Source organism: Bradyrhizobium sp. BR14999, from assembly GCF_056106085.1.
This window is the reverse complement of sequence record NZ_CM148536.1, coordinates 458487-477025: the sequence shown is the minus strand read 5'-3', so window position 1 is coordinate 477025 and position 18539 is coordinate 458487. Positions and strand designations below refer to the sequence as shown.

The following is an 18539-nucleotide window of genomic DNA, read 5'->3' as shown; positions in this document are numbered from 1 at the left end:
GTCCGCTGATGGCAAATGCTGACGCGACCCCGGTCCTGGAGCTGACCGGCATCGGCAAGGAGTTCGGCGCGATCCGCGCGCTGCACGACGTCGACATGCAGGTCTTCCCGGGCGAAGTGGTCGGCCTGATGGGTGACAACGGCGCCGGCAAGTCGACGCTGGTTAAGATCATCGCCGGCAATTTCCGCCCCACGCACGGCGAGATCCGCTTCGCCGGCAGCGCGGTCCACTTCAACCGGCCGGTCGATGCCCGCGCCGTCGGCATCGAGGTCGTCTACCAGGACCTCGCGCTATCAGACAATCTGACCGCGGCCGCCAACGTCTTCCTCGGCCGCGAGCTGAAGCGCAAATTCGGACCCATTGCCTTGCTCGACCACAAGGCGATGGCGGCGCGCGCGCTGGAGCTGTTCGGCGAGCTGCGCTCGGAGACGCGCCCTGACGATCTCGTCAAGCAGATGTCGGGCGGCCAGCGCCAGGCCGTCGCGATCGCACGGACGCGGCTCTCCAACGCGCGGCTGGTCATGATGGACGAGCCGACCGCCGCGATCTCGGTGCGCCAGGTCGAGCAGGTGCTCGGCCTGATCCACCGGCTGAAGGAGCAGGGTGTCGCCGTGATGCTGATCTCGCACCGCATGCCCGACGTGTTCGCGGTGTGTGACCGCGTGGTCGTCATGCGCCGCGGCGAGAAGCGCGCCGACAAGCCGATCCACCAGACCTCCCCCGAGGAGGTCACCGCCCTCATCACCGGTGCGAAGGAGGCGGCGTGATGGCCATGCCCATGGAATCTCCGATCAGCTTCACCAATATTGGCCGGATCAGATGGTGGCAGCGCGGCATCTTCGCCTCCCAGACCGGCTATGTCCTGCTCGCGCTGGCCGTGCTGCTGGTGATCATGCACTTCGCCAGCCCATACTTCTTCACCGAAGGCAACATGCAGAACGTGGCGAAGAACTTCTCCTTCATCGCCATTGCGACGCTGGGCGTTACCTTCGTGATCATCACCGGCGGAATCGACCTGTCGGTCGGCTCGATGATGTGCTTCTCCGCCATGATCACCTCGATGGTGATGACCGAGCTGTCGACGCCCGGCGGGCTCGGCGCCTCGCTGTTCGTGCACATGGCGGCCGACGGCAAGACCGTGCTCGCCAACGTGCCGGGGCTGATCCTGCTAGTCTCGATCCTCGCCGGCCTCGGCGTCGCGCTGGTCGCCGGCCTCGTCAACGGCTTCTGCATCGCCGTGCTCGGCCTGTCGCCCTTCGTCACCACGCTCGGCATGCTCTCGATCGTGCGCGGGCTCGGCTATGTCGTCTCCAACGGCCGCGGCAGTTTTCCGGGCGGACCGGACGCCGATTATTTCTACGCAGCTACGTCGGGTGACGTGCTCGGCGTGCCCGTGCCTTTCATCTATCTCGTGATCCTCGCGCTGGCGATGGCCGTGGTGCTGCACCACACTTCATTCGGCCGCCACGTCTTCGCGCTCGGCGGCAACGAGAAGGCGGCCGAGCTCACCGGCATTCCGGTGGTGCGGGTGAAGATCGAGGTCTACGTGATCTGCGCGCTCGCGGCGGGGCTCCAGGGCATTATCATCTCCGGCTGGCTCGGATCGGCGCCGGCCAACATGGCGACATCCTACGAGCTCAACGTGATCGCGGCGGCCGTCATCGGCGGCGCCAATCTGGCCGGCGGCATCGGCGGTCCGTTGGGGGCCATCGTCGGCTGCGTGCTGCTCGAGGTGATCCGCAACGGGCTCGTGCTGGCCCAGGTCAGCTCCTACTGGCAGCAGACGCTGGTGGGCGTGATCATCATCCTGGCCGTGCTGGTCGATCGCGTGCGCTCGCGGATGAGCTGAGGTGACGTCGTTTCGGGAGGGCAACGAACATGCCGCCTATCCGCTTCCCGGACGCTTCTTTGAGAGGATAGGCGCAAGAGAAGGGTGGAGGAGACAATGAGGAAACTTCTTCTTGCCGGCATCACTGTTGCAATGATGGCAACGCCGGCTTCGCTGCGAATTACCGCTTCGTCATCGTGCCGAAGGCGATGAACAATCCGTTCTTCGACTTCGCGCGCGACGGCTGTCTGAAGCGCGCCAAGGAGCTCGGCAATATCGAGTGCATCTACAAGGGTCCGGTCGAGCATGAGCCGGCGACGCAGGCCCAGATCATCCAGGACTTCGTCACGCAGAAGGTTGACGGTCTCGCCATCTCGGTCGCCGACGTCGCGGCCATGACCAAGTCGATCGAGGCGGCGACCGCCGCCGGCATTCCCGTCATCACCTTCGATGCCGATGCGCCGGGCTCCAAGCGCATCGCCTATATCGGCACCAACAACAAGGAGTTTGGCTTGGCCCTCGGCAAGCAATTGCTAAAGATGCGTCCCGACGGCGGCAAATACGCGATGGTCTCGGGCGGTCCCGGCGCCAAGAACCTCGCCGAGCGCGTCGACGGCGTGCGCGAGGCGCTGAAGGGCTCGAAATGGACCGAAGTCGCGGGCTCGCCGACCTTCTGCAACGACGATCCCGCGCTCGCGGTGCAGCAGATGACGGACATGCGCACCGCAACGCCGGACCTCGCCGCCATCGTTCCCATCGGCGGCTGGCCGATGTTCGCCCCCGAAGGCTTCAAGGCGTTCGCCTCCAGGAACAAGAAGGATATCGATTCAGGCAAGTTCACGCTGGTCGTCGCCGATACGCTCAAGATGCAGCTCGAGCTCCTGCGCGACGGCTATGCCAATGCGCTGGTCGGCCAGCGCCCGTTCGAGATGGGCGAGAAGGCGATGGACACGCTGCTCGCCATCAAGAAGGGCGAGAAGGTGCCGGAGATCGTCTACACCGGCCTCGATCTGGTGACCAAGGACAACGTTGCGCAGATGTTGAAGTAGGAGCGCGCCGCCAGCCCCGCGCTCCTGCCTGCCTCCCCCGCTTGCGGTTTCCGCGAGCGGGGGAGATGATTTGGACGTTGGAAGGAAGACTCCTGGAAGGCAATGGGAATGAAACGGTCGCGCCTTGGCTCTCTCGACGTCACCTCAATCGGCCTCGGTTCCGCTCCGCTCGGCGGATTGTTCACCCCCGTGAGCGATGCCGATGCGGAAGCGACGATCGCACGTGCCTGGTCGCTCGGCGTGCGCTTCTTCGATACCGCACCGCTTTACGGCTTTGGCCTGGCCGAGCGGCGGCTCGGCGCGTTCCTGCAGCAGCAGCCGCGCGAATCCTATGCGATCTCGACCAAGGTCGGGCGTCTCTTGCGCGCGCCGGAGGGCGCTGCCGCCGAGGACGAGCACTACAAGGGCACGCCGCGCGAGCGGCCGGTGTTCGATTTCAGCCATGACGGCGTGATGCGCTCGGTAGAAGAAAGCCTCGCCAGGCTCGGGCTCGATCGTGTCGACGTCCTGCTCGTGCATGATCCCGACGATCATTATGACGATGCCGTCGCCGGTGCCTTCCGCGCGCTGCAGCGCCTGCGCGAGGACGGCACGGTCAAGGCAATCGGGGCCGGCATGAACCAGTCGGAGATGCCAGTCCGCTTTGCCGACGCCGTGCCCGTGGACTGCTTCCTGCTCGCCGGCCGGTACACGCTGCTCGATCAGGGCGCGCTGGATGCGCTGTTTCCAGCCTGCCAGGCCAGGAACATCGGCATCCTGCTCGGCGGCATCTACAACAGCGGCATCCTGGCCAATCCGCACACGAGTGCGAAGTTCAATTATCAGGACGCCGATTCGGCGCTTGTCGCGCGTGCGCTCGAACTCGACGGGCTCTGCCGCAAGCACGGCACCGAGCTGAAAGCCGCAGCGCTTCAGTTCTGCATGGCCCATCCGACCGTGACGGTCGCCGTGATGGGCGCGCGCAATGCCGCGGAAGTCGCCGACAACATCGCGATGTCGGAGGCGGCGGTGCCGCAGGCCTTCTGGCAGGAGCTGCGCGCGAGAAACCTCGTCGATGCGCGGGCGCCGCTGCCGGGCGGAGCGTGAGCCATGATCATCGACGGTCACCAGCATTTCTGGGATCCGGCGCGCGCCGACTATCCCTGGATGGAGGCGGACGAGCTCACGCCGATCCGCCGTGCCTTCGGTCCCGGCGATCTCGCACCATTGCTGAAAGCAAACGGCATCGACGCCAGCATCCTGGTGCAATGCCGCTCCGCGCTGGAGGAGACCGAGGAATTCTTGCGCATCGCGGATGCGACGCCCTCTGTCATCGGTGTCGTCGGTTGGGCTGATCTGACGGACGGGGCACTTGACGAGACGCTTCATCGCCTTCGAGCCTCCCCCGGTGGCGACAAGCTGGTCGGCATCCGCCACCAGGTGCACGACGAGTCCGATCCGGATTGGTTGCTGCGCGAGGACGTCCAGCGCGGACTCACGGCGGTGTTCGCCCGCGATCTCGCCTACGATTTCCTGGTCCGCACCCGCGAGCTACCCTCGGCCATCGCAACCGCCCAGGCCTTCCCGCAAGCACGCTTCGTGCTCGATCACGCCGCCAAGCCGCCGATCGCCGACGGTGGAAGCGACGAATGGGCCGATCGCATCAAAGCGCTCGCCGCCTGCGGCAATGTCTGGTGCAAGATTTCAGGGTTAGCGACGGAAGCAGTCTGGAGCGATTGGGATGCGGAGCGTCTGTTTCCGTTCGTTCAGCATGTCGCGACATGCTTTGGCGAGGATCGGTTGATCTTCGGCTCGGACTGGCCGGTGTGTCTGCTTGCGGGCAGCTACGGCGAGATCAAGGGTGCGTTGGAAGCGTGCTTGATGAAGCTTGGTCCGCAGGTGAGGGAGAAGGCGTTTGGTGTGAACGCACGGACGGCGTATCGGTTGGGGGTTGGCAGTTAGAGCGAAGCACCGGGCTGTTTCTTACCCTCCCCTGGAGGGGGAGGGTCGACCGCGCGCAGCGCGAGCGGGGTGGGGTGATCTCTCCACTCGGGCACCGCTGCCGTGGAGAGACTGTCACCCCACCCCGTCTCACATTTTCGCTGCGCTCAATGTGAGCCGACCCTCCCCCTCCAGGGGAGGGTAAGAGACCTCACGCCCCCGCGGGCACTTGATCCAAGAATCCTGTCACGCTCCTGATCCGGCCGTCCTTCAGCACGGCGAAGTCCGTCCCCTTGATCGGGCTGTCGACGCCGTCAGGACCAAGTCCCCACGAGAAGCGCACATGGTCGCCGTAGCCGTTGGGCTCGCCGATCAGCTTGAATCTGAAATCGGGAAAGCGCTGCTGCACACCGGCGATCAGCGCGTCGATGCCGTCCTGGCCATCGCCCTTCATCAGGGGATCGACATAGTTCGCGTCCGCCGTCCAGTTCGCGCGGAGCAGCTCGCGGCGGCGGCCGGCGGCGCGTTCGTTCCAGAGCTCGATGTAGCGGCGGGCGATGGTGACGGGGTCGGCCATGGTACTCTCCTTCGATGGCGCCGTGTTGTCCGGCTGACCGCGACTATCGAAGGAATGCGCGCGCCGATCGATTACCTCGGAGGTCATGCGCATGATCCGGAAAAGTGTGGAGCGGTTTTCCGATCAGACCATGCGCAAAAAAACTGAGGCGCGATGATGTTTCATCGCGCCTCAGGCGCACGCATAATCTCATGCGGGCGTCACTTCGCCGCGGTCACCATGATCTCGACGGTGTATTGCGGCGCCGCCAGCTTGGCTTCGACCGTGGCGCGGGCCGGCGTATTGCCCGGCGAGACCCAGGCGTCCCACACCGCGTTCATCTCGCCGAACGTCTTCATGTCGGTGATGTAGATCGTGGCCGAGAGCAGCTTTGATTTGTCGGTGCCAGCCTTGGCGAGGTGACCGTCGATGGTTGCCAGGATGTCCTGGGTCTGTTTCGTCACGCTTTCGCCGGCGGCCTTGTTCGCGACGACGCCGGCGAGATAGACGGTGTTGCCGTGCACGACGACCTGGCTCATGCGCGGGCCGGTTTCAAAACGCTGAATGCTCATTTGGGGTCTCCTGGTGGAAAGGGCGGCCCTGTCTAGCCCAGCGACCCGCCCTCTGCCACCCCAGGCACGCATGCGTTGCCAGGCACGCATGCGTCGCCTGCGCGCGATGCGCCGCTCAGCGAAATTGGCTGAAGAAAGCCCAGATCGTCTCGGCGCCGTCGATGTCGCTGTTCTGCGGGCCGAGCAGTTTGGTCGCGACTTTCGGGAAACGCGCGTCCGGTGCAAATCCGGGCATACGGTGGCCGCCATGGTTGATGCGATAGAGCACGACGTCGTGCCCGGTCGGACAGCGCGAATTGATGCGCGTGACGGTGGACTGGTCTGCGGGCGCCCTGTCGGGCATCTCGGTCACCTCGGCGTCATCGGTCTCACAGCCATTGAGGCTGCGCCAGAATGCCAGCGTCTCGTCCGTCGACCAGAACCCGTCTGCGGCATAATAGCTCGATCCGCGCCCGCCCTCATAGGGCACCAGCGGATCGGCGGTGCCGTTCATGAGCAGCATCGGCAACGGCCGCGACGGATGGCAGGTGACGGCGGCCTCTTCAGTGAGGTTCATGATCACGCTCGCGCCGGCCGCAAACAAATCGGCGCGGGCGCAAACCAGCGTCATCACCATGGCGCCGCCATTGGAGATGCCGGTGACATAAACGCGCTTCGCATCGGCCGTGCCGTCGGCCACCAGCTTCTCGACCAGCTTTGCGATGAACGCGACGTCATCGGTGCCATCGGGTGGGCCGCGGAGCGCGGGTCCCGCCTTGGTCCTCGCATCGGCCCAGGCGTGGTTGAGCCCGTCCGGAAAGACCACGGCCAGGCCCTCGCGCTTGGCAAGCTGTGGCCACGCCGTCCGCGCGACCATGTCGGCACCGCGCTGGGTCTTGCCATGCAGCACGATCACGAGCGGTGCCGGCTTTTTCGCCGGCAGCTGCGCGGTGTAGGAGCGCTTCACGCCGTTGACGTCGACAGTGTCGGCCGATGCAGGAGAGAAGCAGCAGATCACGGCCAGCCAGAACGGGGCAACGTGCAAGGCTGGTCGTATCATCCAGGCCATGATCGGTACCATCGATAGCGTTTAGCCGCTTCGACGCACGTAACCAAGTTCAAGATCTCGGCGCGACCTTCGACCGCATGTATATCTGGATTGCACAAATATCTTGCAGCAATCGCGAATTGAGCTGCGTCAACGAGCGGAAGTGAGATAGACTGCAATTAATAGATGAGATTTAATTTTCACGACAGGAGGCTGAATTGCGCCACCTGGAAAACTACCTCGATCCTTCGGAGATACTTCGTCTTTTTGAAGAAAAATTTGGGACTGGCGTCTGGCGCTGCGATGCCGAAGGCCGGATGCAGTGGTCGCGTGGCTTCTACGGCCTGCTGGGCCTCGATCCCCACGCCGTCGCGCCCAGCTATGCGGAAATCGAGAGACGAATTCATCCGGAGGATCGCCGGCAGCAGCGCGATCCGCGCGAATTGGCCTTCGACCGATTTTTGCTCGACGGCGAGTTTCGCATCATCCGGCCGAATCGTGCACTGCGCTGGATCCGTATGCAGTCCGAGACTTTTTTGAACTCGGCCGGCGAGCCGGAATGCGTGGTCGGCGTCGCCATCGACATCACCGAACACCGCAGATCATTGCAGCCTCTCAAGATTGATGCGGGTCGCTACGCGGCGCTGACGCAGGTCGCAGGCGGATTGCTGTGGGTCGGCAGTCGGGACGGCCGGATTACCGCGCTGTTGAATGCTGAGAACAAGCCGGACGCGCACCGGTTTTTCGGCAAGGGCTGGGTCGATCTGCTCCCCGAAGAGGAACGCGAAGCGGCCTTGCGGATCTGGGCGGCTGCTGCCGAAACGGGAGAGCTCTACGATGTCGAGCATAGGCTGCGCCAGTCCGACGGCTCTTATCGCTGGTATCATTGCAGGGCTGTGCCGGTCCCGGATGCGAATGGCGGTATTCGGGAATGGTTGGGAATCTCCACGGACGTGCATGAGGATCGACTCTCGATCGAACAGGCAGCGCCGTCGAGATTGACGGGGGCGCAATTGCGCGCGGCCCGCGGCATGCTGAACTGGTCGGTGAAACAGCTCGCCGCGCGAACCGGGATTTCTGCTGCCGTGATTCGCCGGCTTGAGGAGCAGAACGGTCTCCTGCGCCTGCCCGACGAGACATTGACGACTCTTTGCGCCACGCTCTCGTCTGCGGGCATCGAGTTCATCTTCGGAGCCGGGAAACCTGGCGTGAGGCCGAGATAATCGTCGAGCAGCCAATCGCGACCGCCATCGATCTTTGCGGAGATCGAGGTGAGATCGAGCCCACTTCTCACCAGTTTTGATGTTGGCGCAGCGCTCTGTCGATTGAGAGACAACAAGATCCTGGCAAGGCCTCGCACTTTAATTCCGGCTGCAGAAGCAGCGCTCAATTTTTGCGCGTTGAGAGACCTCGCGAACAAATTTTTCTTAATGTCGCAATAAGCAATTTTGGTCACCTTGGCCACACACGTCAAAGTCAGAGTCGGAGGGGCGTAAAACTGACGGTAGTAGCGGGGTAACGGGGCGCTGCATCGTCGTCCGGATTGCTCAAGCGGCGCGCGCGTCGATCTGTCTGGATCATTGCCAGCCGGGTGCGCCAATGCTGTCGCGATCGGAATGGTGGGGTATCGCCCGATCTGGTCATGTCAAACGGTCATATCCGTCTGCGGCAACGTCCGCGCGGGGATTTTCATGCGATGTCTTAGGCCATAGCGGCCATAGCTGCGGAGTATTTGCCAATGTCTTCTTATTTCAAATTTCGTATCGGTGGCCGGTTAATCGCGGGATTTGCTGCAGTCTGCGCCATCATTGCCCTTTCCGCCGGCTACACCATGTTCGAGGTCGGGCGCATTTCAACGACGGTCAATCGCATGACGAACCTGCGCACGCCGGTCGCGCTGGCGAGCACCGAGCTGATCGGCAATCTCTATTCCACGCTCGCGACCCTGCGCGGCTATTTGCTGAGCGGGAATCCGCAAGGCAAGCTCGATCGCATGTCAATGTGGAAGGAGATGGATAGGACTGTAGCTGCGTTCGAAGAGCAGGCGGCGCAATTCACCAATCCCGAGAACAGGCAAAAATGGGAGCAAGCCAGGCTGCTGCTCGCCGAGTTTCGTGCGGCGCAGGACAAGGCCGAAGCGATCGCTTTCACCCCTGACGCCTATCCGGCGACCAAGCTCATGGTCGGCGAGGCCGGCCCGCGCGCAGACGTGATCTTCTCCGAGATCACGAAGATGATCGATCAGGAGGAAGCACAGGAAGCTACGCCAGAACGGAAGAAGTTGCTCAAGGCGATGGCCGACACGCGGGGCAATTTTGCCGCTGCCACGGCCCTGCTCCGGATGTACCTGCTCTCGGGCGAAAAGACCGACAAGGAAAAATTCGCAAGGCCGTGGGAGGCCTTTGAGAAAGGCTATGCGGGAGTCAATGCGCGAAAGGACCTGCTCACTGCTTCGCAACAGGCGTCCTTCGACAAGATCGCAAAGGCGAAAAGCGAGTTCGCGCCCCTCTATGAAAGGATCTTCGCGCTTCGCGAGTCCCCGGACTGGAACGCGCCGGTTTATCTGCTGGTGACCGAAGCCGCGCCACGCGCCGCAAGGATTCTCGACCTGCTCGACGGGCCCAAGGACGTCGACGGCACCCGCTCGGGAGGCATCAAGTCCAATCAGAAGCGGATGCTCGTCGAGGAGACGCGCGGCGTGCAGGACAGCATCTCGCTGCTGAAGCTGGTCCTGTGGACTCTGTTGGCCGCGGGAGTCGGCCTCGGCGGGACAATCGCATTGTTCACGTCCCGCTCGATCGCCGCCCCGATCCGGGGAATGACCTTTGCTATGGGCAAGCTCGCCGGCGGCGACACCTCCACGAACGTTCCCTGCGTGGGCCGCACCGACGAGGTCGGCGAGATGGCCAATGCGGTCCAGGTGTTCAAAGACAACATGATCGAGGCCGATCGTCTGCGCGCCGAGCAGGCACAGACGGAGGCTCGCGCGGCCGCTCAACGCAAAGCCGACATGCACAGGCTCGCGGGTCAGTTCGAGGACGCGGTCGGCGACATCGTGAAGACGCTGTCGTCCTCATCGACCGAGCTCGAAGCGGCGGCCCGGACCCTGAGCAAGACCGCGGAGAACACCCAGGAGCTCTCGAGCGTTGTCTCTACCGCGTCCGAGGAAGCGTCGACCAATGTTCAATCGGTTGCCTCCGCCACCGAAGAGATGAGCTCATCCGTGACCGAAATCGGCCGCCAAGTGCAGGACGCCGCCAGAATCGCCGGCGCGGCGGTGGAGCAGGCGCAGAGGACCAATCATCGGGTCAACAAGCTGTCGCAGGCGGCCACCCGCATCGGCGACGTCGTAGAACTCATCAACACGATCGCGGGGCAGACCAATCTGCTCGCTCTGAACGCCACGATCGAAGCGGCGCGAGCCGGCGAAGCCGGGCGCGGCTTTGCCGTGGTTGCGTCCGAGGTCAAGGCGCTGGCCGAGCAGACAGCGAAGGCAACCGGAGAGATCGGTCACCAGATTGCCGACATTCAGGCCGCCACCCAGGAATCGGTGATCGCGATCAAGGAGATCAGCGGAACAATCGGCAGGATCTCGGAGATTTCTTCGGCGATCGCCTCGGCGGTCGAAGAGCAGGGAGCGGCGACGCAGGAGATTGCCCGCAACATCCAGCAGGCGGCGCAAGGCACCGACCAGGTCGCAGCCAACATCAGCGATGTGAAGCACGGGGCGGCGGAGACTGGTTCGGCTTCAACCCAGGTGCTTGCCTCGGCACAAAGGCTGTCGAAGGACAGCGCGCGATTGCACTCCGAGGTCGAGCAGTTCCTGACCACGGTGCGCGCAGCCTGACCCGAAGAGACGAGGTGCCCTACGAGTATCGCATGGGGGAACGCGATGGCCGATCGAACCACACAAGAATCGCTCGCGGGCGCGGTCGATAACGTCATCGCGTTGCCGCTCAACCAAACCAGCCTGGTCGCCAATACCAGCAGAGACTGCAAATCGCTGCAGCAAAGCATCGTGACAATGCAGCAATGTCTCAGGGCGCTCGGCGATTTTGTCCGCAACCTCGATGACGGGCCGGAGGCCGAGGGACTTCGAGTCCACATGGCCGAGCTGAACGAGCTGTTGTCTCTGCGGCTCGATCAGCTCTCGCTGACCGAACGCTTGTTGCAGGACTTGCTTCGCAGCGGCTGAGGCGGGTGCGCCGCCGCGCGGCGCCGGTCTCGCCGATCACCCCACCGCCTTCGCCGCGGAGCGGCCGGCATTGCGCCCCGAGAACAGGCAGCCGCCGAGGAAGGTGCCCTCCAGCGAGCGGTAGCCGTGCATGCCGCCGCCGCCGAAGCCGGCGGCTTCGCCGACGGCATAGAGGCCGGGGATGACGCTGCCCTCTTCCCCGAACACGCGCGACTCGAGATCGGTCTCGAAGCCGCCCAGCGTCTTGCGGGTGAGGATGTTGAGCTTCACCGCGATCAGCGGTCCATGCCCGGGGTCCAGGATTCTGTGCGGGGAGGCGGTGCGGATCAGCTTGTCGCCGATATAGCGGCGCGCATTGTGGATGTTCATCACCTGCGCGTCCTTGACGTAGGGGTTGGCGATCTCGCGGTCGCGCGCTTCGATCTGCATCCTGATGTGCTCGAGCCTGAGGAGATCGCTGCCGGCGAGCTCGTTCATGGCTGCAACGAGCTCATCGAGCTTGTCGCGCACGATGAAGTCGACACCGTGGCTTTTGAACGCCTCCACCGGCGCCGGCGCCCCCTTGTTGGTGGCGCGGCGCAAGGTCATGCGCCAGCTCTTGCCGGTGAGGTCGGGGTTCTGCTCCGAGCCCGACAGCGCAAACTCCTTCTTGATGATGCTCTGCGTCAGGATGAACCAGGAATAATCATAGCCCGTCGACATGATGTATTTGAGCTGGCCGAGCGTGTCGGAGCCGGGGAATAGCGGCGCCGGCAGCCGCGTGCCCGTGGCGTCGAACCACATCGAGGACGGGCCGGGCAGGATGCGGATGCCGTGGCGCGGCCAGATGGGATTCCAGTTCTGAATGCCCTCGACGTAATGCCACATGCGGTCGCGATTGATCAGTCGCGCGCCAGCCTTTTCCGTGATGCCGATCATGCGGCCATCGACATGCTCGGGCACGCCCGAGATCATGAATTTCGGCGGCTCGCCGAGCCGCTTCGGCCAGTTCTGCCGCACCAGCTCATGATTGCCGCCGATGCCGCCGGAGGCGACGATCACGGCTTGCGCCTTCAACGCAAACTCGCCGACGACGTTGCGTGACGAGCTCTTGCCCCGCTCGATAGTGTCGGGGGCAAGAACGGCGCCGCTGACGCCATCCACGGTGCCGTTGGTGATGGAGAGCGCATCAACGCGATGGCGGAACCTGAAGGTCAGCCGGCCGCTTCGGGCGGCTTCGCGCGCGCGGCGCTCGAATGGCTCGACGATGCCGGGGCCGGTGCCCCAGGTGACATGGAAGCGCGGCACCGAATTACCGTGGCCCATCGCGTCATAGCCGCCGCGCTCGGCCCAACCCACCACGGGAAAGATGCGATGGCCCATGGCGCGCAGCCAATCGCGCTTCTCGCCGGCCGCGAACGCCACATAGGCCTCGGCCCATTGCCGCGGCCAGAAATCCTCGTCGCGGTCGAAGCCGGCGGTGCCGATCCAGTCCTGGAGCGCGAGCTCGTAGGAGTCCTTGATGCCGAGCCGGCGCTGCTCCGGCGAATCGACCAGGAACAATCCGCCGAACGACCAGAACGCCTGGCCGCCGAGCGACTGCTCGCCCTCCTGGTCGACCACGATCACGCGCTTGCCCGCGTCCGCGATCTCGGTTGCGGCCACGAGGCCCGATAGTCCCGCGCCGACCACGATGACGTCAGTTTCTTCCGCCATGTATTTCCCCCTCCACGGGTTCCCCCCGGTAGTTACCCGGATTGAAGCCAGCGGTTGCAACTGAGATCAAGGGTGCGGCCCGTAAGACAACATTAACTTGTTCCACTTCGGGATAGAGACCAGCCGAGTGCAGCGCGGACGCAACAGTGTATTTGAATTTGTTTTGACTGAGCCGACGCGCCTAGACAAAATTGCAGAGTCGACAGACGCTAGCCGTGCATCACCACTGACACGCAGATTCGAATCCGACTGGGGCGGGGAACAATGAAGTTTCTGACGGGGTTGCTTGCGGCGATTCTCCTGATCGCCGGCATGGGGGCTTCTCACGCAGTGGTTCGTATCGCGGATGACCGCGGCGGCAGGATCGGAACCTACGTCGACAGGTACCAGGACCTGCGCCAGTCAGGCGAAACCGTCATTATCGACGGCCTCTGCGCCTCCGCCTGCACCATCGTCCTCGGCGCCATCCCACGCGACCGCATCTGCGTGACCTCGCATGCAACGCTCGGTTTCCACGCCGCCTGGGATTTCGGCAGCAATGGCCGCGCCGTCACCAATCCCGAAGCGACCCAGATGCTCTATGCGATGTATCCCTCGCAGGTGAGGCGCTGGATCGGCCAGCGGGGCGGGCTGACCCCACGCATGCTCTTCCTGAGGGGCAAGCAGCTCGAGGCCATGTACAAGCCCTGCTACCTGGACGCGCAAGCCTCGAGCAACAGGCCGTCGCGCCGATCTCTCCCACAAGCGGAGCAACTCGAATCCGCTCGGGGCCAGCTGCTTCACTGATCTTCGCGGCATGATGGGATCCTTTCGGGCCGACGCGGGTGTCTTGTCCGCGGGCGGCCCAAAGCCTATCTGAAGGCCTGGGAACCGGGGCCTTCGCCCAGATCATTGCCATGGCTCAACCACTGCATCCGGCTCATCCTGTATCGGACAATTCGCCCAATGCCGGCCGGATGCCGTCCGTGCTGCTGTGGGCGGGCGCAGGTCTCGGCGCGCTGGTCGTGGTCGCCGCCCTCGCGCTCTGGTTCCATTACGGCACCCAGGTGTTCTTCGAAATGATCAGGACCGGCTTCGCCGCCTGCTTCTGATCCCGATAGGAAGTGTTCCGACAATGAGCCCCATCGCCCGTCCGCTGGTGATCGCGACTGCCTTCGCCGCAAGCCTCATTGTCGGGCTGCTGGTCATGTTCTGGGCCATGGGCGGGGTGAGCAAGGTGGCGCAACCGGCCGCGATCGGCGGCCCGTTCCAGCTCACCGACCAGAACGGCAAGGCCGTCACCGACAAGAGCCTGAAGGGCAAGCCGACCCTGATCTTCTTCGGCTACACCCATTGTCCCGACGTCTGCCCGACCTCGTTGTTCGAGATGTCGGAAGTGCTGCGTGCGATGGGCAAGGATGCCGACAAGGTCAATGCCATCTTCATCTCGGTCGACCCCGAGCGCGATACGCCGGCGGCGATGAAGGACTATCTGACGAGCTTCGATCCGCATCTTGCGGGCCTCTCCGGCGATCCCGCCGAGGTCGCCAAGGTGATCACGTCCTACCGCGTCTACGCCAAGAAGGTCCCGACCAAGGACGGCGACTACACCATGGACCACACGGCGCTGGTCTATCTGATGGACCGCGACGGCCGCTTCGTCTCGCCGTTCAATTTGAAGCGGACGCCGGAAGAGGCCGCGACCGAGCTGAAGCGGTATCTCTAGGGACACCTCTCCCGCTTGCGGGAGAGGTCGGCGCGGAGCGCCGGGTGAGGGGTCTCTCCGCGCTGGGGTTCTCGCCCGCGGAGGCACCCTCTCCCCAGCCCTCCCCCCGCATCCGCCTTCGCCAAGGCTTCGGCGGACAAGAGCGGGGGAGGGAGCGCACCGTTACCTTGGCCACAATCGGCGCTCGCGTTCCGGGCCGAATGGTCTATAAGGCCTTCCGATCTCAACGTAATTCGTTCATTTCCGGCCGATGGCTCCATCGCAACAGGCGAAATCGTCGAAATCTGCCCGTGGTTTGCTGATGGGGCTGGCCATCGGTGCTTGCCTGTTCGCAGGGACAGGCGCCACGAATGCCCAGACACCAGCCAAGCGGCCGCCCACGGCGCCCCAGGCCACGCCGCAAACCGCGCCCCAGGCCGCCCCACAGGCCGTGCCGGGCTTCTGGGACCCGCGGCGCCGGCCGGAGCGGCCGGACCTGTCGCGCCTGACCGTGATCCGTTTCCTGACCGAGACCGACTATCCGCCGTTCAACTTCACCGGCGCCGACGGCAATCCGGCCGGCTTCAACGTCGATCTCGCACGCAGCCTGTGCGACGAGATCAAGGTCACCTGCACGGTGCAGATGCGCCGCTTCGAGACGCTGGTCGACGCGCTCACCTCGAACCGCGGCGATGCCATCATCGCCTCGATGGCGGTGAGCCCACAGCTTCGCGCCCGCGTCGACTTCACCGATCCCTATTACCGGGTGCCGGCGCGTTTCGTCTCGCGCAAGGACGCGGTGATGCCAGAGATCCGTCCCGAATATCTGGAAGGCAAGAAGGTCGGCGTCATCGCCGGCTCCGCGCACGAGGCGTATCTGAAGGCGATGTTCACCGACGCCGAGCTGCACGCCTATCCCAACGACGATGCGCTCCGCAGCGCTTTACGCAAGGGCGAGGTCGATTTCATCTTCGGCGACGCCATCTCGCTCGCGTTCTGGATCAACGGCACCGATTCCGGCGATTGCTGCGCCTTCTCCGGCGGTCCTTTCGTCGAGAGCCGCTTCTTCGGCGAGGGCATCGGCATCGCCGTGCGCAAGGGCAACGACGTGCTGCGCCAGGCCCTGAACTGGGCCCTGTTCCGCGTCTGGGAAAAAGGCCGCTACACCGATCTGTGGCTGCGGTATTTTTCAGTGAGCCCGTTTTAGCTCCTTGTTCGCCTCTCCCCGCGTGCGGGGAGAGGCCGGAATTTGCGAGAGCAAATTCCGGGTGAGGGGGACTCTCCGCGAGTCCAATTCTCACCGTGATCGCGGAAGCAGCCCCTCACCCCAACCCTCTCCCCGTAAGAACGGGGAGAGGGAGTAAGCGCGGCGACAGCCGCACGAACTTTTGCATTCTGCCCGGAAATCGCTATTTTCCGCGGCCCGGAGGCCCTGATGTCCGTTATCGATCTTGCTGCGAACCCGAGCGACCTGCGTGCGCTCGCCGAACAATCCAACGCCTGGCCGTTCGAGCAGGCGAAGGCCATTGTCGCGCGGCTGAAGAAAAGCCCGAAGGACGAGGTGCTGTTCGAGACCGGCTACGGTCCCTCCGGCCTGCCGCATATCGGCACGTTCGGCGAGGTCGCGCGCACCTCGATGGTGCGGCACGCCTTCCGCGTGCTGACCGAGGACAAGATCAAGACGCGCTTGCTCGCCTTCTCCGACGACATGGACGGATTTCGGAAGGTGCCCGACAACGTCCCCAACAAGGACATGCTGGCCGCGCATCTCGGCAAGCCGCTGACGCAGGTGCCGGATCCGTTCTCCAACGAACACCCCTCGTTCGGGCATCACAACAATGCGCGGCTTCGTGCCTTCCTCGATCATTTCGGATTCGACTACGAGTTCGCGAGCTCGACCGACTACTACACATCGGGCCGCTTCGATGCGACGCTGCTCAAGATGCTGGCCGCCTACGACAAGATCATGGCCATCATCCTGCCGACACTCGGCCCCGATCGCCGCGCCACCTATTCGCCGTTCCTGCCGATCAGCAAGACGACCGGTGTCGTGCTGCAGGTGCCGATGATCCGCCGCGACGTCGCAGCCGGCACGGTGACCTATGTCGACCCCGATACCAACCAGGAAGTCGAGACGTCCGTGACCGGCGGCAACGTCAAATGTCAGTGGAAGGCGGATTGGGCGATGCGCTGGGTCGCGCTCGGCGTCGACTACGAGATGGCCGGCAAGGACCTGATCGATTCGGTGAAGCTGTCCGGCGCGATCGCCAGGGCGCTCGGCGCCACGCCGCCCGAAGGCTTCAACTACGAGCTCTTCCTCGACGAGAAGGGCCAGAAGATCTCGAAGTCGAAGGGCAACGGCCTGACCATCGACGAATGGCTGCGCTACGCCTCGCCGGAATCGCTGTCGCTGTTCATGTATCGCGAGCCGAAGGCGGCCAAGCGGCTGTATTTCGACGTCATCCCGCGCAATGTCGACGATTACCAGCAATTCATCGACGGCTTTGCCAAGCAGGACGGCAAGCAGCAGCTCGGCAATCCGGTCTGGCACATCCACAACGGCAAGCCGCCGAAGGGCGACATGCCAGTGACGTTCCAGCTCTTGCTCACGCTGGTGTCGTCGTCGAACGCCGAGAATGCCGAGACGCTGTGGGGTTTTATTGGCCGCTACCGCCCCGGCGTGAGCCCGCAGACGCATCCGAAGCTCGATGCCATGGTCGGTTATGCCATCAACTATTACCGCGACTTCGTCGCGCCAACGAAGCAGTTCCGCGTGCCCACGGACACAGAGCGCGCCGCGCTCCAGGACCTGCGCGATGCGCTGTCGCAACTGCCGCAGGACGCATCGGCCGAGGACATCCAGAACGTCGTCTACGAGGTCGGCCGCCGCGAGCCTTTCCTCGATCAGGTCAAGAAGGGCAAGGACGGCCGCCCCGGCGTCACGCTCGACTGGTTCAACATGCTCTACCAGGTGCTGCTCGGCCAGGAGAAGGGCCCGCGCTTCGGCTCTTTCGTCGCGGTGTACGGCATCCAGAATGCGGTGAACATGATCGACGGTGCGCTGGCGCGAAGCGCGTGAGCGCACTCCCGCTGTCATCGCCCGCGAAGGCGGGCGATCCAGTATTCCAGAGGCGGTTGTTATAGAGCCGAGAGGCCGCGGTGGACTAGATTCCCCGCCTTCGCGGGGAATGACATTGAACAATGTAGCGAAGTTGCGGAGTGACGCCCGCCTAGATCGAGCGCAGCACGTAACGCCGGTTGTCCTTCTGCACCGGACGCGCGTTCATCGGATAGAGCTTTGCGAACGCGGCGACATCGGCGGCTGACACCTGGATCGGGTCGGTCAGCAGCAGCCATTCGACCACCTCCGAGCAGGGCGGCGTCGTCAGCGAGCCGGGATAGCGGAAATAGCTGAGTCGCTGCGGCAGCATGGCGTGAGGATCGATGGTCGCATCGGCCTTCACCGCGGGACCTTCGGCTGCCGGCATAGTCTTGACGATCTTGCTGAAGGCTGCGTTCGGCCTGCCTTCGGCCATCAGCACGCCGATCACGGCGAGCCCGCCGGCATCGTTGCGATGGACGAAATGTGCCTCCATCGGAAAATTCTTGCCGCCGATCATGTGCTCGCTCGGGCGGTGGAAGTGCACCTGAAGCAGCTTGTACTTGACGTTGCCGAGCATCAGTGTGCTGCCTTCGGCGAAGTTGAGCTGGATCGTGTGCCCGTTGTTGACGATGGTGTCGGCGCTCTTGGCCCAGTTCAGCTTCAGAACGGGCAATTGCGACTTGATCGCCCCCTCGATGTCGATCGGCGATTGCTGCAGGCCGATCGCGCAGGCCTTGTTGGCCGCGTCGAGATCGCCCCATTTGGCCGGACCGCCGGCGCCCTCATAGCTCCAATGCACGCCTTCGGCGGCGAAGGCCGGCTTGCAGAGCGGACAAAGCGCGAGACCCGCCAGGGCCTTCAATGCGTGACGGCGATTCATCGTATTCCCCCGAGATGAATTTTGATCGGC

Annotated in this window: 17 protein-coding genes and 1 pseudogene; 13 read left to right on the top strand and 5 right to left on the bottom strand. The window is 64.0% G+C overall.

Translation table 11 applies throughout. The features are described 5' to 3' along the window. Positions 1 to 8: 8 nt before the first annotated feature. The 5 genes and pseudogenes from ACR9YP_RS02185 (at position 9) to ACR9YP_RS02165 (ending at position 4818) form a co-directional block, all read left to right on the top strand. Positions 9 to 767 carry an ATP-binding cassette domain-containing protein gene (locus ACR9YP_RS02185; RefSeq protein ID WP_091885062.1) on the top strand — a complete coding sequence of 253 codons (759 nt, stop codon included), beginning with the start codon at positions 9 to 11 and terminating at the stop codon, positions 765 to 767. Further along, positions 767 to 1849, top strand: coding sequence for an ABC transporter permease (locus tag ACR9YP_RS02180; RefSeq protein ID WP_474218925.1), 1083 nt, complete (start codon positions 767 to 769; stop codon positions 1847 to 1849). Before ACR9YP_RS02185 ends, ACR9YP_RS02180 begins: the two co-directional genes overlap by 1 nt. A gap of 96 nt (positions 1850 to 1945) precedes the next feature. Continuing rightward, positions 1946 to 2877: pseudogene (locus ACR9YP_RS02175) on the top strand (sugar-binding protein). A gap of 108 nt (positions 2878 to 2985) precedes the next feature. Then, entirely contained in the window at positions 2986 to 3963 is a 978-nt protein-coding gene (locus ACR9YP_RS02170; protein ID WP_474218923.1) for an aldo/keto reductase, read from the top strand. A gap of 3 nt (positions 3964 to 3966) precedes the next feature. Beyond that, entirely contained in the window at positions 3967 to 4818 is an 852-nt protein-coding gene (locus ACR9YP_RS02165) for an amidohydrolase family protein (protein WP_438104309.1), read from the top strand. A 190-nt stretch (positions 4819 to 5008) separates the two neighbouring features. On the opposite strand, the gene ACR9YP_RS02160 is transcribed toward ACR9YP_RS02165, so the two are convergent. The 3 genes from ACR9YP_RS02160 to ACR9YP_RS02150 form a co-directional block, all read right to left on the bottom strand. Continuing rightward, positions 5009 to 5374: a nuclear transport factor 2 family protein gene (locus ACR9YP_RS02160; RefSeq protein WP_474220995.1), complete on the bottom strand. Its 366-nt coding sequence runs from the start codon at positions 5372 to 5374 to the stop codon at positions 5009 to 5011. A 200-nt stretch (positions 5375 to 5574) separates the two neighbouring features. Then, the gene (locus ACR9YP_RS02155) at positions 5575 to 5925 is read right to left on the bottom strand and encodes a RidA family protein (RefSeq protein WP_027575148.1); all 351 of its coding nucleotides are present in this window, start codon (positions 5923 to 5925) and stop codon (positions 5575 to 5577) included. Positions 5926 to 6040: 115 nt separating this feature from the next. After that, positions 6041 to 6964, bottom strand: a complete 924-nt coding sequence (locus ACR9YP_RS02150; RefSeq protein ID WP_474220994.1) for a CE1 family esterase — start codon at positions 6962 to 6964, stop codon at positions 6041 to 6043. A 206-nt stretch (positions 6965 to 7170) separates the two neighbouring features. On the opposite strand from ACR9YP_RS02150, the gene ACR9YP_RS02145 reads away from it, so the two are divergent. The 3 genes from ACR9YP_RS02145 (at position 7171) to ACR9YP_RS02135 (ending at position 11147) form a co-directional block, all read left to right on the top strand. Further along, positions 7171 to 8175, top strand: a complete 1005-nt coding sequence (locus tag ACR9YP_RS02145) for a PAS domain-containing protein (protein WP_474218920.1) — start codon at positions 7171 to 7173, stop codon at positions 8173 to 8175. Positions 8176 to 8690: 515 nt separating this feature from the next. After that, positions 8691 to 10799 carry a methyl-accepting chemotaxis protein gene (locus tag ACR9YP_RS02140; RefSeq protein ID WP_474218919.1) on the top strand — a complete coding sequence of 703 codons (2109 nt, stop codon included), beginning with the start codon at positions 8691 to 8693 and terminating at the stop codon, positions 10797 to 10799. A 45-nt stretch (positions 10800 to 10844) separates the two neighbouring features. Then, positions 10845 to 11147 (top strand): hypothetical protein, encoded by a 303-nt coding sequence (locus tag ACR9YP_RS02135; protein ID WP_474218917.1) that lies wholly within the window; start codon positions 10845 to 10847, stop codon positions 11145 to 11147. Between the two features lie 36 nt (positions 11148 to 11183). Here ACR9YP_RS02135 and ACR9YP_RS02130 read toward each other — a convergent pair whose 3' ends face one another. Next, complete coding sequence (locus ACR9YP_RS02130) at positions 11184 to 12842, bottom strand: FAD-binding dehydrogenase (protein ID WP_474218916.1); 1659 nt, start codon at positions 12840 to 12842, stop codon at positions 11184 to 11186. A gap of 264 nt (positions 12843 to 13106) precedes the next feature. Here ACR9YP_RS02130 and ACR9YP_RS02125 point away from each other — a divergent pair, with 264 nt between their 5' ends. From ACR9YP_RS02125 to ACR9YP_RS02105, 5 genes are all read left to right on the top strand, one after another. Continuing rightward, entirely contained in the window at positions 13107 to 13628 is a 522-nt protein-coding gene (locus tag ACR9YP_RS02125) for a Clp protease/crotonase-like domain-containing protein (RefSeq protein ID WP_370987783.1), read from the top strand. Positions 13629 to 13738: 110 nt separating this feature from the next. Continuing rightward, positions 13739 to 13933 (top strand): hypothetical protein, encoded by a 195-nt coding sequence (locus ACR9YP_RS02120; protein WP_474218915.1) that lies wholly within the window; start codon positions 13739 to 13741, stop codon positions 13931 to 13933. Positions 13934 to 13956: 23 nt separating this feature from the next. Beyond that, positions 13957 to 14547, top strand: coding sequence for an SCO family protein (locus ACR9YP_RS02115; RefSeq protein WP_474218913.1), 591 nt, complete (start codon positions 13957 to 13959; stop codon positions 14545 to 14547). Positions 14548 to 14797: 250 nt separating this feature from the next. Next, positions 14798 to 15733: a transporter substrate-binding domain-containing protein gene (locus ACR9YP_RS02110; protein ID WP_438104321.1), complete on the top strand. Its 936-nt coding sequence runs from the start codon at positions 14798 to 14800 to the stop codon at positions 15731 to 15733. Positions 15734 to 15961: 228 nt separating this feature from the next. Beyond that, positions 15962 to 17605 (top strand): lysine--tRNA ligase, encoded by a 1644-nt coding sequence (locus ACR9YP_RS02105; protein ID WP_474218912.1) that lies wholly within the window; start codon positions 15962 to 15964, stop codon positions 17603 to 17605. Between the two features lie 151 nt (positions 17606 to 17756). Here the strand turns inward: ACR9YP_RS02105 and ACR9YP_RS02100 are convergent, their stop codons facing one another. Then, entirely contained in the window at positions 17757 to 18509 is a 753-nt protein-coding gene (locus ACR9YP_RS02100; protein WP_474218911.1) for a carbonic anhydrase, read from the bottom strand. Positions 18510 to 18539 lie beyond the last annotated feature (30 nt).